The organism is Phytohabitans rumicis (assembly GCF_011764445.1).
Lineage (GTDB): Bacteria > Actinomycetota > Actinomycetes > Mycobacteriales > Micromonosporaceae > Phytohabitans > Phytohabitans rumicis.
On sequence record NZ_BLPG01000001.1, the window covers coordinates 1036630 to 1051668 of the forward strand.

Genomic DNA, 15039 nt, shown 5'->3' on the forward strand with positions numbered 1-15039 from the left:
CGCCACATGCCGCTGACCGACAATGTGCCGTGGTCCTGCTTGCACTGAGTGAAAACCACCCTTCTCCTCGCGAGCCGGCCACGGAAAGGTACCGGCCACATCCCCAGGAGGTGGTCCGCGATGGCATTCGCGCGCAACCAGTGGTACGTCGCCGCGTATGGCGACGAGGTCGGCCGGGATCTGCTCGTGCGAACCGTCCTCGGCGAGCCGCTTGTGCTCTACCGCACCGAGGCCGGGCAGGCGGTCGCGCTCGCCGACCGGTGCGTGCACCGGCGTTATCCGCTGTCGGCCAGCCGCCTCGACGGCGACACGATCGTGTGCGGCTACCACGGCTTCACCTACGACTCAGGCGGCACCTGCGTGTTCGTACCCGGGCAGCAGCGGATCCCGCGGACCGCGCGGGTTCCGTCGTACCCGGTGGTGGAGCGGGATTCGTTCGTCTGGGTGTGGATCGGCGAGCCGGACCGGGCCGATCCGGCCGGCGTCCCGCGGGCGCCGTGGCTGGCCGACCCCGGGTACGCCGTGGTGCGCGGGATGGAGCCGCTCAACGCCCGGTACGGCCTGCTGGTCGACAATCTCATGGACCTGTCCCACGAGACCTACCTGCACGGCGGCTATATCGGCACGCCGGAGGTGGCGGACACGCCGATCACCACGCAGGTCGACGAGGACCGGGGCGTCGTCTACGTCAGCCGGCGCATGGACGACGCCGCCTGCCCGCCGTTCTACGCGCGGTCGACCGGCATCCAGGGTCGGATCACGCGCTGGCAGGACATCGAGTATCACCCGCCGTGCCTGTACCTGCTGCACAGCCGGATCGCGCCGCAGGGTGTCTACCCGCCGGCGGACGGCCCGGACAGCGCGGCCTTCCATGCCGAGATCGTGTACGCCATCACACCGTCCACTGAGGACACCACGTACGACTTCTGGGCGGTGGCCCGGGATTTCGCGATCGACGACGAGTCGGTCGGCGAGTACCTGCGCACCAGCAACCACACCGTGGTCATGCAGGACGTCACCGCGCTGAACCTACTGGAGCGGGTCATCGCGGCCGAGCCGGACAAGTACCAGGAGCTAAGCATCAACATCGACACCGGTGGCCTGGCCGCCCGGCGCATGCTGGCCCGGCTGGTCGAGGCCGGGGCGCCGCAGAGAGCGCTCCAGTGACCGAGCGGGTGTACCGCGTGCGCTGGATGCCCGGCACCGACACCCTGTTCGGCGTCTGCCACTGCGGTGCGGAACGCGCCGCGCAGGAGCCGGTGCAGCTGTGGGACTGGCTGCTCGGCCACCCGGCCGGCCACGAGCCGCCCGATGGGGCGACCAACGAGCGGCCACGCGACGCGGAGCGGGTGCCGGCATGACCGCGACGGACCTGGTCGTCGCGCGGCGGGAGGCGGTCGCAACGGGCGTGCTGGTGCTCGCGCTGTGCCGCCCGGACGGCGGCACCCTGCCGGAGTGGGCGCCGGGCGCCCACCTCGACCTCGTGCTGGGCCCCGATCTGGTACGCCAGTACTCGTTGTGCGGCGACCCGGGCGACCGGTCGGTGCTGGAGGTGGCGGTGCAGTTGGAGGCGGGCGGGCGCGGCGGCTCCCGCTTCGTGCACGAGCGGCTCGCCGTGGGCGGTACGGTGCGGGTCGCCGGGCCGCGCAACCACCTCCCGCTCGTCGACGCGCCGCGGTACCTGTTCATCGCGGGCGGCATCGGCATCACCCCGATCAGGCCGATGGTCGCCGCAGCGGACGCCGCCGGTGCCGACTGGTGCTTGGCGTACGGCGGCCGGACCCGCGCGTCCATGGCCTTCGCCGAGCAGTTGCACGGCAAGTACGGCCGCCGGGTCGGCCTGTGCCCGCAGGACGAGACCGGGCTGCTCGACCTGGACACGCTGCTGGACAAGCCGGTGCCGGGGACGGCGGTCTACTGCTGCGGGCCGGAGCCGCTGATCGCCGCCGTCGAGGAGCGCTGCCGGGCCCGGCCGCCCGGCACCCTGCACGTCGAGCGCTTCGCACCCAAACGGGTGGACGCCGGCGGCACCGCCTTCGAGGTGGAGCTGGCCCTTTCTGGCAGGACCGTCACCGTACGCCCGGACCGGTCCATCCTGGCCGCGCTCGAGGAGGCCGGCGTCGCGGTGCTGTCCTCCTGCCGCGAGGGCACGTGCGGCACCTGCGAGACCGTCGTGCTGGGCGGCGTGCCCGACCACCGGGACAGCCTGCTCACCGAGGACGAGCGGGCGGCCGGCGACACCATGATGATCTGCGTGTCCCGAGCCCGTACCCCACGGCTCGTCCTCGAGCTCTGACCAGCGGCGATGATAGAGCTATGCCCGGCCGTTCCGTCACCAGCAAGGTGCTGGCGCTGCTGGACGCGTTCGGCCCGGCCAGCCCGGCGCTGACGCTCAGCGAGCTGGCCCGCCGGGCTGGCGTGTCGCTGCCCACCGCGTACCGCCGGGTGGCCGAGCTGGTCGAGTAGGGCGCGCTGGAGCGCGGCGACGACGGCCGGTACCGGATCGGGCTACGGCTGTGGGAGGTGGCCTCGCTCGCCCCGCGCGGGCTGGGGCTGCGCGAGCTGGCCATGCCGACCATGGAGGACCTCTACGAGGTCACCCACGAGAACGTGCAGCTCGCCGTCCGGCAAGGGCTGGAGCTGGTGTTCGTCGAGCGGATCGCCGGCCACTACGCGGTGCCGGTGCTGACCCGGGTCGGCGGCCGCTTCGCGCTGCACGCCACCGGCGTCGGCCTGGTCCTGCTCGCCCACGCCCCCGCCGACGTGCAGGAACAGGTCCTCGCCGCGCCACTCACCGCGTACACGGAAAAGACAGTGACCGACCCGCGGCGGCTGCGCGCGGTCCTCGCCGGCGTGCGCCGCGACGGCTACGCGGTCAGCGACCGCCAGGTCACGATGGACGCCTTTTCGGTGGCCGCACCGATCCACGGCCCGGACGGCGCCGTGGTGGCCGCGGTGTCGCTGGTGGTCTCCTACGACCGCGCCAATGTGGTCTCGCTGGCGCCGCTGGTGCGGGCGGCCGGTCGGACGATCTCCCGCGCCCTCGCGCCAGCGGTCAGCTCGCGATCACCGACAGACGCTCCGTGATCTGGTGTGCGGTGGCCAGCACCTGCCGCACGATCTCGGCCTCGGCCTCGGGGCTCACCCGGGACGCGAGTGCGGCGACGCTGACGGCGGCGACGACCTGGTCGTGCTCGTCCCGGATGGGCGCGGCGATGCCGATCACGTCCGGGTCCAGCTCGGCCCGCGTGATCGAGTATCCGGCCCGCTGGATCTCGGCGAGCCGGGCCATGATGGCTTCCACGTCGGTGAGCGTGGCGGGGGTGAACCGCCGCAGCTCGGCGGCGTCCAGCAGCCGGCGGGTCTCCTCGGGCGGGCTCCATGCGAGCAGCACCAGCGCCGACGCGCCGGCGTTGATCGGCAGCGAGCTGCCCCGCTCGTACGAGATCCGCACCGCGCGGGTGCCGGCCTCCGCGCGGTCCACGCAGACGACGAGGTCGCCGGTGCGCCGGGTCAGCAGCACGGTCTCGTGCACCGCCTCGGACAGCGCCGCCATCTGCGGCATGGCGACCTCGGAGAGGCCGTAGCTGCGCCGGGCCAGCCGGGCGATCTCCAGGACGCGCAGGCCGAGCCGGAAGCCGCCGCCCGGTGCCTCCTCCAGGAACCGGGTGGTGACCAGGCTCTGCAGGTACCGGTACGCGGTGGAGCGCGCCACGCCCAGCCGCTCGGCCACGGCGCTTCCGGAGATGACCGGCTGGGTCTCGGTGAACATCATGAGGATGTCGAGCGCCCGGTCGGCGGTCGAGTTGCGCTCCCGGTAACCACTCAGCTGGGACCCCGTTCCTGACATGTGCGACAAGATACCCGCCTATACGCCATCCGTCGCTACGAGGTTGCGCAGCTCCCCCACGCCCTCCACCACGGTCACCAACTCCTGTCCGGGGCGCAGGAACACCTTGGGGTCGCGGCCGGCGCCCACGCCGCCCGGCGTGCCGGTGCAGATCAGGTCGCCGGGCCGCAGCGTGATGATGACGCTGACGTACGCGATGATGTCGGCCACGTCGAAGAGCAGGTCGGCGGTGGTGGACTTCTGCATGGTGTGGCCGTCGACGGCGCAGCTGATGGTCAGGCCGGAGCCGCCCGCGGGCAGCTCGTCGGCGGTCACGAGAGCCGGGCCGACCGGGGTGGTGGCCTCGAACGTCTTGCCGGACAGGAACTCCCGGGTGCGGTGCTGCCAGTCGCGCGCGGTCACGTCGTTGACGACGGTGTAGCCGGCGACGTGGTCCAGGGCCCGGTCGGTCGGCACGTCGCGGCCGGACCGTCCGATCACGACACCCAACTCGGCCTCCCAGTCCAGCTCGTCGCTGACCGCGGGCGCGCGGATCTCGTCGCGGGCGCCGATGAGCGCGCCGTCGTACTTGGCGAACAGCGTCGGGAATCGTGGCGTGGGGCGGCCCATCTCCTTGATGTGCGAGGCGTAGTTGAGCCCCAGGCAAATGATCTTGTTCGGGTACGGGATGACCGGGGCGAGGGACGCGGCGGCGAGCGGCACCCGCTCACCGTCGACAGCGGCCGCGCGCGCCAGCCAGTCGTCCCCGCTCGCCAGCAGCGCGCCGACGTCGGCGTACGGCAGCAGCACGAGTTCGTCACCGTCCTGTCGGGCGGCGGCGGTCCGGCCGGCGGTGCGGATGGTGCTGAGCCTCATCGGCGTACTCCTTCGATCTGGGGCAACAGGGGGTGCAAGGCCGCGCCGACGCGCGCGGCCTGGGCGGGTGGGAACACGGCCGCGATCAGGCGGTCCGGGCGGACCAGGACGAACCGGCCGGCCAGGTCGGCGCAGATGGCCTGTAACTGGCCGTCGGCGTCCGCGATGCCGGCGCGGCCGGCCCGGTCGCGGGGCGCGCGGTCGTCGAGGACGACGTCGATGCGGGTGGCCGCGGGCAGTCCGGCCCGCTCCGCGCCGGTCCAGCCGTCTTCGGGTACGTCGATGCCGAGCAGGCTCCAGCCGGTGCCGAGGACGTCGTCGAGGCGGGTGACCCGGTGCTCCGGCCCGTGCAGCACCCTCGGCTGCGGCAGCGACGTGCCGACCAGGGGCGATGCGGTGCCGTCCAGGAGGATCACCGCGCTGGAGCGGACCCGGGTGGCCGGCCGGTACCGCATCTCGGTGAGGTAGCGGCGCCCGCGCCGCGTGCGCATGGCCCCGCGCACGACCAGGTCGCGCAGCCACGCCCGGCGGCGGTCGGTGGTCATGACGATGCGGCCGAGCCGGACGGACAGCTCGATCACCGCTCGGGCGTGCGGGCGACGCTCGGCGTCGTACGTGTCCAGCAGCGCGTCGCCGGCCCGGCCGGCCAGCACCTCGGCCAGCTTCCAGCACAGGTTCGCCGCGTCCCGCAGGCCGGAGTTGAGGCCCTGCCCGGCGAACGGCGGCATCATGTGCGCGGCGTCCCCCAGCAGGAAGCACCGGCCCTCGCGCAGCCGGTCGGCCAGCAGCGCGTGGAAGCGGTACGCGACGGCCCGCTCCACCTGCTCGGGCGTGATCTCCCGGTACGGCCGCAGCAGCTCGCGCAGCAGCTCGAACGGCGGCCGCCGCCCCGGCGCACACTCGCCCGGCCGGAGCAGGAACTCGTACCGGCAGCGGCCGTCGCGGCCCGGCACGATGACGTGCGGTCGCCGGGGGTCGCCGTGGTGCATGCCGTACCGCTGGTCGTGCGGGTCCGCGAGGGTGTCCGCGACCAGCCAGACGTCCTCGAAGCTGCGCCCGCGCATCGGGATGCCGACCAGCTCCCGGACCATGCTGCGGCCGCCGTCGCAGCCGAGCACGTATGCCACGTCGAGCGGCTCGGTCGGCCCGCCGTCGCTGGGTTGCAGCCACACCCGTACCCGGTCCGGCTCCTGTCGCAGCGCGGTCAGGCGGGTCTCGAAGCGCTGCTCGACCCGCTCGAAGCGGCGCAGCTCGGCGCGGAGCACCCGCTCGAAGTCGGGCTGCGCGAACGGGTTCTTGAACGGGTGCCCGAAACGGTGCCCGCCGGTGCCCCGGGCGTGCACGAGCGGCCGGCCGCGGGCACCGAAGTACCGCGTCCCGGTGCCCGGCACGATGATCGGGTATATCGCGGCGTCCAGCCCGGCGAGCTGCATGATACGCAGCGACTCGTCGTCGAGGCTGATGGCCTTGGCGTCGTCGCTGGTGCCGGCGTTGCGCTCCACCAGCAGCACCCGCACGCCCATCGAGCCCAGCAGGTTCGCCGCGGTCAGGCCGGTGGGGCCGGCGCCGACGACCAGCACGGGCAGGTCCGCCATGGCTACTGGACCGGCTGGTAGGCCGGGCCGCCGTCGGACAGCAACCCCTCGGCCTCGGCGAGCACGGCGGCCGGGTCCTGGTCGAGGTTGAGGCTCTTGCGGAACGGCTGCCGCACGTCGCGTTCGATGCGCAGGTAGACCTCGTTGCGGTTGCCTTCGGGGTCGAAGAAGTAGATCCCGATCGCGTTGCCGTGCGTGACTTCCTGCTGGACCTCGATCCCCTCGTCCCGGAACCGGCGGTGAAACTCCAAAATGGACTCCAGCGAGTCGACCCGCCAGGAGACCTGGTGCGTCAACCTGGTCCCGTGCGGCGCGGTCCGCCCTTTCTGCAGCACGAACTCGTGGTGCTCCTGCTCGGGGCGCGAGGACAGGAAGACGATGCCCAACTCGTCGTCCTCGTCGGTGACGGCCAGGCCGAGCACGCGGGTGTAGAAGTCGCGCATCCTCGGCAGGTCGTCGACCCAGAAGCCGGTGTGGCCCAGTCCGGTGATTGCCATGTTTCTCCCTTGTGGTCAGTCGATGAGCGGGGTGAGGATCCGCGCCGCCATCGCCGGGGTGACGACCTGCTCGGGGCGCAGCTTCTCGATGGTGCGGCTGGCCGCGTCCTCGTAGATGTGCTCGCCGATGAGCCGGCAGTCCTCGTCGTACGGCCAGAACGAGGCCATGTAGTGGGTGAGCTGGTACCAGGCGTCGGGGTCGTCGACGTCCTCGCCCTGCGCGGCGAGCACGTGCCCGGGCAGGTAGTTGCCGAACAGCGACTCGATCGCCAGACCCCAGTCGGCGATCGCGATGCGCTCCTCGATCGGGCCGAAGACGTTCAGGCCGCGGTCGGCGATGTCCTGGTAGAACTTGCCGATCTCGTCCAGGCCGGTCAGGTGCACCGAGCGGCCGTTCTCGTTGATCCGGTAGACCGGCCGGTCGACGACCATCCGTGGGGTGAGGATCTCCTGCCACCGGCCGGAGACCTCCAGCAGCGCGTGCCGGCGGAAGTTGGTCAGGATGGCCCGGTGCCGCGGGTTGTCGGTCCGGGCGAGCAGCTCGTCCGGGGCCTTGACGACGTCGCGTACGTCAAACGTCCGCATGCGCGCTCCTTGGGTAGGTGGTGGGTGCGACCGGGTCGGTCGCGTCGAGTCCGCCGTCGACGACCAGGACGGCGCCGGTCAGGTAGCTCGCCTCGGCGCTGAGCAGGAAGGCCACCGCGGCGGCGACCTCGTCGGGGGTGCCCATGCGGCCGAGCGGACTGCGGGCGTGCAGGTCCGCCAGGGTGTGCGCGGCGAGGTGCCCGCCCTGCATGGGGGTGTCGATGAGCCCCGGCGCGATCGCGTTGACCCGTATCCCGGCCGGAGCGCCGGCGAGCGCGGCGCTGCGGGCCAGGCCGATCGCGGCGTGTTTGGTCGCGACGTACGGGGCGATGGCGGCGCTCGGGCGCAGGCCGGCCAGTGATGCGGTGACCACGATGGACCCGCCCGTGCCCTGCTCGGTCAGCAGCCCCAGCGCGGCCCGGAGGCCGAGGAAGACGCCGCGCTGGTTGACCTCGACGGTGCGGTCGTAGTCGGCGAGGTCGATGTCGGTGAACGCGGCGTGCGTGCCAGAGATGCCGGCGTTGAGGTGCACGGCGTCGAGCTGGCCGAAGCGGTCGACGGCGGCCCGCAGGTAAGCCTCGACGTCGTCCGGCTGCGACACGTCGGCCAGGACGGTCAGGGTCTCCCCCGGCACGCCCGCGGCGACGCGGTCAGCGGCGGCCTCGTCGCGGTCCACGAGGACCACGCGCATGCCCTCGGCGCCCAGGCGGTGGGCGACGGCCGCGCCGATGCCGCTGCCGGCGCCGGTGACCACCGCGACCCGACCGGTCAGCCCTCGCATTGCCCCTCCTCGGTGTTCTGAAAAGTAGGACTGGCGTCCCGCAAAAGAGGACTGTACGCTCGCCGCAACATGCCGTCAACGTCCCGTCAACATCCGCGAGGAGGGCTCATGACCGGCGAACTCGCAGTCCGTGACCTGCACAAACGCTTCGGTGGCGTGCACGCGCTGGCCAGTGTCAGCCTGCTGGTCGCGCCCGGCGAGGCGGTCGCGGTCATCGGCCCCAACGGCGCCGGCAAGAGCACCCTCCTCAAGGCCGTCGCCGGCAGTCATCGGCCGGACCGGGGCGAGATCTGGCTGGGGTCGCGGCGGCTCGACCGGCTGCCCCCGCACCGGGTCACCCGGGCCGGCGTCGCCCTGGCGCACCAGGTGCCGCGGCCGTTCCCGCAGTTGACCGTGCGGGACAACGTGCGCGTCGCGGCGATGGCCCGCCGCGGCGGTGCCGCCGTCGACGAGGTGCTCGCGCTCTGCGAGCTGGACACCAAGGCCAGCCGGCCCGCCGGGTCGCTCGCGGTCCTGGACCTCAAGCGCCTGGAGGTGGCGCGGGCGCTCGCCACCGACCCGGGTGTGCTGATGCTCGACGAGGTCGCGGCCGGCCTGGTGGGGCGGCAGCTCGACGAGGCCATCGCGCTCATCCGCCGCATCCACGCCACCGGCCGGACGCTGCTGCTGGTCGAGCACATCGAGCGGGTGGTCCGCGAGGTCGTCGGCCGGGTGCTGGTGCTCAACTGGGGTGAGCCGATCGCCGAGGGCACCCCCGACGAGATCGCCCGCGACCCCCAGGTCCGCGCGGTCTACCTCGGCGACGGCACGGCGGCCGCGCCGCGCCGGCCGCCGGCCACCACCGGCACGCCCGGACCGGAGCCCCTGCTGTCGGTACGCGGGCTCGCGGCCGGCTACGGCGGCATGGTGGCCCTGCGCGACGTCTCCCTGGCGGTCGCGCCCGGCGAGGTCGTCGCCGTACTCGGCGCCAACGGGGCCGGCAAATCCACCCTGTGCGGGGCCATCATGGGCGCGGTCCGGGTGCGCGCGGGCAGCGTCCAGGTGGCCGGCGCCGACATCACCGGCACGCCCGCGCACCACCGCGCCGGGCTCGGCGTGGCCTACTGCCCGGAGGGCCGGCGGGTCTTCGCCGACCTCACGGTCCGGGAAAACCTCGTGCTCGGCGCGCCGCTGCGGCTGCCCGCCGCCGCCCTGAGCGAGCGCCTCGCCGAGGTGCACGAGATCTTCCCGGTGCTCGCGGATCGGGCCGGCCAGCGCGCCGGCACCCTGTCCGGCGGGCAGCAACAGATGCTCGCGGTCGGCCGGGCGCTGATGGCCCGACCCCGGCTGCTGATCTGCGACGAGATCTCGCTCGGCCTCTCACCGGTCGCGGTCGACGCCCTCTACCAGGCGCTGGCCCGGGTCAACGAGAGCGGCGTCGCGATCCTGCTCGTCGAGCAGAACGTCCACCGCTGCCTGGCCATGGCCGACCGCGCGTGCGTGCTGTCCCGCGGCCGGATGTCGTACGCCGGCCCGGCCGCCGACCTGCTCGACGGCACCCGCCTCGACGAGGCGTACTTCGGCACACCATCCACTGTGTAGCAAGGAGAGATAGATGGTACGGAAGATGGTCGCGGCGGCCTTGGCCGCCGTCACCGCCGCGGGCCTGACCGCGTGCGGCGGCGGCTCCTCCGGCGACGGCGCGGACGAGGTGGTCATCGGCGCCAGCATGATGCTCAGCGGGCAGGTCAACCTGGAGACCATCCGGGACGGCTACCAGTGGGCGGTCGACGAGGCGAACGCGGCCGGCGGCATCGACGTCGGCGGCACCAAGCGCAAGGTCACTCTCAAGATCCTCGACAACCGCGGCGACACCAGCACGATGGTCCAGCAGGTGCGCGGCCTGGCCCTGGAGGACAAGGCCACGGCCCTGCTCGGCTCCTGCTGCCAGCAGAACATCGACATGTCCGCCCAGGCCGACTCGCTGCAGATCCCCCTGGTGATGGGCGCCCTGCCGATCGAGCTGCGACCGGAGGGCAAGGGGTACGTCTGGGACTCCTTCCAGTCGCTGGACGCGGGCGCAAATGGCTTCTTCGAGGTCGCCGCCTCCACGGACACCAACAAGAAGGTCCTGCTCATCACCAACAACGACGCCCAGGGCGAGTCCACCGCCGAGCTCTACACGGGCCTTTCCGCCAAGGCCGGCTTCACGATCGCGGCCAAGAGCGCGGCGCCGGCCGGCACCACCGACTACGCCGACGCCATCGGCAAGGCCAAGTCCGCCGGCGCCGAGGTGCTCATCGCGGTGATGACGCCGCCGGACTGCTTCGCCATGTGGAAGCAGATGAAGGCCCTCGGGTACGCCCCGAAGGTGGCCATTGGCATCCAGTGCGCGCAGACGCCCGGCTGGACCTCGCTGGGCGAACTGGGCGCCGGCACGCTCGTACAGATGAACTGGACGCGCACCTCCGGGCTGCCCAAAGCCGACGAGGTCGTGTCGAAGTACGCCGCCAAGTACCCCAACGACAACGACCTGTCCTCGGTGGCGATCGGCTACCACGAGGCGAGCATCCTGCTGGCCGCCATCACCAAGGCCGGCTCGACGGACCGCAAGAAGGTCAACGAGGCGCTGGCGCGCACCGACATCAGCTCGGCGCTCGGCTCCGTGAAGTACACGGACAACAAGAGCGCCACACCGAGTTTCATCGGCCAGTGGAACGCCGACGGCAGCATCACCCAGGTGTGGCCGAAGCAGGGTGGCTCCGCGCTGCAGGCCCTGTCCGGGCTGTCCTGAAGGAGGAGCGGTGTCCGCTGACGTCCTGGTCGCCGGCGTCCTCTCCGGAGGGTTGTACGCGCTCATCGGCCTCGGCATCTCGCTGGTCTTCGGCGTGCTGAAGATGATGAACCTGATGCACGGCGAACTGGTCGTCGGCGGCGCCTACGTCGCGTCGCTGCTGGTCGGGTACGCGGGCTTCGACCCGTTGCTGGCGCTGCCGTTCGCGATGCTCGGCGTGGCGCTGCTCGCGTACCCGCTGCAGCGGTACCTGCTGACCGGCCTGCTGCGATCCAGCGGCACCGCCCCGCTGGTTGCCACCTTCGGGCTGTCGCTGATGGCCCAGGCCGTGCTGCAGGCCGCGTTCGGCACCGACCCGCGGGCGCTGCGCGCGCCGTACGCGGACGCCGGCTTCACCGTGCTCGGCGTGCGCGTGCAGGCGGTGTACGCCATCTCGTTCGCGCTCACCGTGGTGCTGTGCGCGGCCACGCACCTGCTGCTGTCCCGTACCCGGGCGGGCATTGCGGTGCGGGCCGCGGCGGCCGACCCGACCACCGCGTCGATGCTCGGCATCAACGTGGGCCGGGTGTACGCGCTGACGCTGGCCGGTGCGGCTGCGCTGGCCGCGGCCGGCGGGGTCATGACCGGCGTGGCGCAGAGCTTCACCCCGACCAGCGGCCTGCCGCTGCTGCTGACCGGGTTCGCCGTGATGGCGCTGGCCGGCATCGGCAGCGTCGGCGGCGTGCTGCTCGGCGGCGTCGCGCTCGGGCTGCTGCAGTCGGCCAGCACCGCGCTCTTCGGCGGCGGCTGGCGCAACTTCGTCGTCTACACGGTCTTCTTCCTCGCCCTGTCGTTCCGGCCGACCGGGCTCTTCCGGCGGGCGGTGCGGGCATGACGGTCCACAAAGGAGTTTCGGCGGCTGCCTTGGCGGCCACGCTCGTTGCCGGCCTCGCGGTCGCGCCCGGCCTGGACCCGAGCACCCAGGACCTCGGCACCACGCTGCTGGCGTACCTGGCCGTGGCGCAGGCGTGGAACATCCTGTCTGGCTTCGCGGGTCAGGTCTCCCTCGGCGCGGCGGCGTTCGTGGCGGCCGGCGGCTACGGCGCGGGCCTGACGCTGGCGCACAGCTCCGTCGGCTGGCCGGTGGCCGTCGTGATCGCCGGCGCCGCCGCCGGGGCGATCGGGGCGCTACTCGCCGTCCCGCTGCTGCGGCTGCGCGGCGACTACTTCGCGATCGGCACCCTCGCGGCCGCGATCGCCGTCCAAGCCCTGCTGACCAACTGGGACTGGGCGGGCGGGGCGGCCGGCGTGACCCTACCGATCGACCGGATACCCACCGGCACCGCGCTCTTCCAGCTCGCCATCGTGGTCGCCGGAGCGGCGATGGCGCTCGCCACGTACGTGCGGTACAGCGCCTTCGGGCTCCGCCTCGCCGCGCTGCGCGACAACGAACCGGCCGCGGCCGGCCTCGGCGTTGCCGTGTACCAGCACCGGTTCGCGGCGCTGGTCGCCTCCAGCGTGCTCACCGGGATGGCCGGCGCCGTGGTCGCCTACCAGTACGTCGCCGTCTCACCATCCAGTGTGGCCAGCGTGAACTGGAGCCTCAACGCGGTGCTGATGACGCTCGTCGGCGGGGCGGGCAGCATCGTCGGGCCGGTGTTCGGCGTGACCGTCGTCTACTATGGACTGACCCGGATGCTCGAAGGCTTTCAGGTGCTCTCCCTGCTGGTCGAGGGCGCCCTGCTGGTGCTGATCGTCAAGTTCGCCCCGACCGGGGTGTGGGCGCTGATCGTCCGCGCCGCGCGCGCGGTGCGCCCCTCCCGCCGGGAGGTGGAGCCGGCGTGAGCGGAGACTTCACCGGGAAGGTGGCACTGGTCACCGGCGGCGGCACCGGCATCGGCGCCGCCACCGTGGCCCTGCTGCGCACACTCGGCGCCGAGGTCGTCGTCCTCGGCCCGGACGGCGCGGACCTGGCCGGGACCGCCGCCACCACCGGCGCCGTCGCAGTGGCCGGCGACGCCAGCGACGGGGCCGACTGCGCAGCTGCGGTAGCCACCGCCCGCGAACGCTGGGGACGGCTGGACACGCTGGTCGGCTGCGCCGGCATCGGGACGTTCGGCACCGTGCTCGACACCGGCGAGGACGAGTGGCACCGAGTCCTGCGCGCCAATGTGGACACGGCGTACGTCGCGGCGCGCGCCTGCCTGCCGGAGCTCATCCGTACCGCCGGCACCATCGTGCTCGTCTCCTCCCTCGCCGGCCGGGTGGCCGTCCCCGGCTCCGCCGCGTACGTCACCGCCAAACACGCCATCATCGGCCTGGTCCGCTCGCTGGCCGCCGACTTCGGCCCGCACGGCGTACGCGCGAACGCGGTCTGCCCGGCGATGGTGCGCACCCGCATGTCCGACGCCGTGATGGACACCCTGGGCCGGGCGGCCGGGCTGGACCGCGCCCAGGCGTACGAACGCGCCGCCGCCCTGTACCCGCTGCGCCGAGCCGCCGAGCCCGCACAGATCGCCGAGGTGATCGCCTTCCTCGCCGGGCCCCGCTCGGCGGCCGTCACCGGGGCGGTTCTGATGGCCGACGGCGGCGTCTCCGCCGTCGACCTGAGCCTCGCCGCACTCACCGTGAACGGAGACCGCAATGAGCCTGCTGGACAATGACATCTGGACCGGCCGCATCTACTCGGGCGAGTGGAGCGCCGGTTCCGGCGAGGCGTACGACGTCGTCGAGCCGGCGACCGGCGCCACCCTCGGCCGGATCGGCTCCGCCACCGCAGCCGACGTGCACAAGGCGGCGGAACGGGCGGCGCAGGCGCAGCGGGAGTGGGCCGCACTGCCGTACTCCGAGCGGGCCGCCGTGCTGCGCCGCGCCGGGCGCCTGTTCGAGGAGCACCAGGACGAGATCGAGACCTGGCTGATCCGCGAGTCAGGCGCGATCCGGCCGTTCGCGGCGCTGCAGGTGAGCAGCGGCGGCATCGAGGAGTGCTACGAGGCGGCTGCGCTCGCCGCCGCCCCGTACGGTGAACTGCTGCGCTCGCAGCAGCAACGGTTCTCGTTCGCCCGCCGCCTGCCGGTCGGCGTGGTCGGCGTCATCGCGCCGTTCAACGTACCGATCATCTTGGCCATGCGCGCCGTCGCGCCGGCCCTGGCGCTGGGCAACGCGGTCGTCCTCAAGCCCGACCCGCGCACCGCCGTGTCCGGCGGCGTGGTCATCGCCCGGGTCTTCGAGGAGGCCGGGCTGCCCCCGGGCCTGCTGCACATGCTGCCCGGCGGCGCCGACGTGGGCGCCGCGGTCGTGGACGACCCGCTCATCCCGGTCATCGCGTTCACCGGCTCCACCCACGCCGGCCGCGCGATCGCCGTCGCCGCGGCGGACCGGCTCAAGCGGGTGCACCTGGAGCTGGGCGGCAACTCCGCGCTCGTCATCATGGACGACGTCGACCTGGACCGGGCGGCGTCGGTCGGCGCCTGGGGCTCGTTCGTCCACGCCGGACAGATCTGCATGGCCAGCGGCCGGCACCTGGTGCACGCCTCGGTCGCCGACGACTACGCCGCGCTGCTCGCCACGCACGCCGACCGGCTCCCGGTCGGCGACCCGGCCGGCGGCAACGTCGCGCTCGGGCCGGTCATCGACGGCGGGCAGCGCGACCACATCCACCGCGTCGTCAACGACAGCATCGACGCGGGCGCCACGCTGGCCGCCGGCGGCACCTTCGAGGGCCTTTTCTACCGGCCCACCGTGCTCACCGGCGTGCCGACCACCGCCCGCGCCTACACCGAGGAGATCTTCGGCCCGGTCGCGCCGGTCGTGGCCTTCCGCGACCTCGACGAGGTCGCGGCGCTGGCCGCCGGCACCCCCTACGGCCTCTCGCTCGGCATCCTCACCCGCGACGTCATGAAGGGCCTGGCGCTCGCCGAGCGGATCCCGAGCGGCCTGGTGCACATCAACGACCAGACCGTGAACGACGAGCCCACCATCCCGTTCGGCGGTGTGGGCGATTCCGGCAACGGCGCCCGGCACGGCGGCGCCGCAGCCAACCTGGAGGCGTTCACCGAGCAGCAGTGGGTCACCGTCCGCGGCGACCTGCCGGCATACCCTTTCTGAGGAGACACTCATGGTGG

The 15039-nt window shown here is 73.1% G+C and carries 17 protein-coding genes; 11 read left to right on the forward strand and 6 right to left on the reverse strand.

Features of this window, described 5'->3' with window-relative positions; all coding sequences use genetic code 11:
* Positions 1-120 precede the first annotated feature (120 nt).
* Genes Prum_RS04375 through Prum_RS04390 form a run of 5 tightly spaced genes read left to right on the forward strand, consistent with a single transcriptional unit; the run spans position 121 to position 3087 of the window.
* Positions 121-1167: an aromatic ring-hydroxylating dioxygenase subunit alpha gene (locus Prum_RS04375; protein ID WP_173074181.1), complete on the forward strand. Its 1047-nt coding sequence runs from the start codon at positions 121-123 to the stop codon at positions 1165-1167.
* Positions 1164-1361, forward strand: coding sequence for a hypothetical protein (locus Prum_RS04380; protein WP_173072709.1), 198 nt, complete (start codon positions 1164-1166; stop codon positions 1359-1361). The genes Prum_RS04375 and Prum_RS04380 overlap by 4 nt, the downstream gene beginning before the upstream one ends.
* Entirely contained in the window at positions 1358-2296 is a 939-nt protein-coding gene (locus tag Prum_RS04385; RefSeq protein ID WP_173074183.1) for a PDR/VanB family oxidoreductase, read from the forward strand. The genes Prum_RS04380 and Prum_RS04385 overlap by 4 nt, the downstream gene beginning before the upstream one ends.
* Before the next feature lie 20 nt (positions 2297-2316).
* Positions 2317-2466 (forward strand): helix-turn-helix domain-containing protein, encoded by a 150-nt coding sequence (locus Prum_RS50850; protein WP_246277634.1) that lies wholly within the window; start codon positions 2317-2319, stop codon positions 2464-2466.
* 57 nt (positions 2467-2523) lie between these two features.
* Complete coding sequence (locus Prum_RS04390; protein ID WP_246277635.1) at positions 2524-3087, forward strand: IclR family transcriptional regulator; 564 nt, start codon at positions 2524-2526, stop codon at positions 3085-3087.
* Here Prum_RS04390 and Prum_RS04395 read toward each other — a convergent pair.
* The 6 genes from Prum_RS04395 to Prum_RS04420 are packed head-to-tail and all read right to left on the reverse strand — an operon-like array spanning position 3056 to position 8163.
* On the reverse strand, positions 3056-3850 hold the full coding sequence (locus tag Prum_RS04395; protein ID WP_173074185.1) for an IclR family transcriptional regulator: 795 nt from the start codon (positions 3848-3850) through the stop codon (positions 3056-3058). The genes Prum_RS04390 and Prum_RS04395 overlap by 32 nt on opposite strands.
* Before the next feature lie 18 nt (positions 3851-3868).
* Positions 3869-4705: a fumarylacetoacetate hydrolase family protein gene (locus Prum_RS04400; protein WP_173074187.1), complete on the reverse strand. Its 837-nt coding sequence runs from the start codon at positions 4703-4705 to the stop codon at positions 3869-3871.
* The gene (locus Prum_RS04405) at positions 4702-6300 is read right to left on the reverse strand and encodes a bifunctional 3-(3-hydroxy-phenyl)propionate/3-hydroxycinnamic acid hydroxylase (protein ID WP_173074189.1); all 1599 of its coding nucleotides are present in this window, start codon (positions 6298-6300) and stop codon (positions 4702-4704) included. The genes Prum_RS04400 and Prum_RS04405 overlap by 4 nt, the downstream gene beginning before the upstream one ends.
* Positions 6301-6302: 2 nt before the next feature.
* On the reverse strand, positions 6303-6797 hold the full coding sequence (locus tag Prum_RS04410; protein WP_173074190.1) for a VOC family protein: 495 nt from the start codon (positions 6795-6797) through the stop codon (positions 6303-6305).
* A gap of 15 nt (positions 6798-6812) precedes the next feature.
* The gene (locus tag Prum_RS04415; protein WP_173074192.1) at positions 6813-7382 is read right to left on the reverse strand and encodes a hypothetical protein; all 570 of its coding nucleotides are present in this window, start codon (positions 7380-7382) and stop codon (positions 6813-6815) included.
* Positions 7369-8163 (reverse strand): SDR family NAD(P)-dependent oxidoreductase, encoded by a 795-nt coding sequence (locus Prum_RS04420; RefSeq protein WP_173074194.1) that lies wholly within the window; start codon positions 8161-8163, stop codon positions 7369-7371. The genes Prum_RS04415 and Prum_RS04420 overlap by 14 nt, the downstream gene beginning before the upstream one ends.
* 108 nt (positions 8164-8271) lie before the next feature.
* Between Prum_RS04420 and Prum_RS04425 the strand changes: the two genes are divergently transcribed.
* The 6 genes from Prum_RS04425 to Prum_RS04450 are packed head-to-tail and all read left to right on the forward strand — an operon-like array spanning position 8272 to position 15022.
* Positions 8272-9744: an ATP-binding cassette domain-containing protein gene (locus tag Prum_RS04425; RefSeq protein ID WP_173074196.1), complete on the forward strand. Its 1473-nt coding sequence runs from the start codon at positions 8272-8274 to the stop codon at positions 9742-9744.
* A gap of 13 nt (positions 9745-9757) precedes the next feature.
* Positions 9758-10936, forward strand: a complete 1179-nt coding sequence (locus tag Prum_RS04430) for an ABC transporter substrate-binding protein (protein WP_173074198.1) — start codon at positions 9758-9760, stop codon at positions 10934-10936.
* Between the two features lie 10 nt (positions 10937-10946).
* Positions 10947-11810: a branched-chain amino acid ABC transporter permease gene (locus Prum_RS04435; RefSeq protein ID WP_173074200.1), complete on the forward strand. Its 864-nt coding sequence runs from the start codon at positions 10947-10949 to the stop codon at positions 11808-11810.
* On the forward strand, positions 11807-12760 hold the full coding sequence (locus tag Prum_RS04440) for a branched-chain amino acid ABC transporter permease (RefSeq protein WP_173074201.1): 954 nt from the start codon (positions 11807-11809) through the stop codon (positions 12758-12760). The genes Prum_RS04435 and Prum_RS04440 overlap by 4 nt, the downstream gene beginning before the upstream one ends.
* A complete protein-coding gene (locus Prum_RS04445) occupies positions 12757-13578 on the forward strand; it encodes an SDR family NAD(P)-dependent oxidoreductase (protein WP_173074203.1) in 822 nt (273 codons plus the stop codon). The genes Prum_RS04440 and Prum_RS04445 overlap by 4 nt, the downstream gene beginning before the upstream one ends.
* Positions 13559-15022 (forward strand): benzaldehyde dehydrogenase, encoded by a 1464-nt coding sequence (locus Prum_RS04450; protein ID WP_173074205.1) that lies wholly within the window; start codon positions 13559-13561, stop codon positions 15020-15022. The genes Prum_RS04445 and Prum_RS04450 overlap by 20 nt, the downstream gene beginning before the upstream one ends.
* Positions 15023-15039 lie beyond the last annotated feature (17 nt).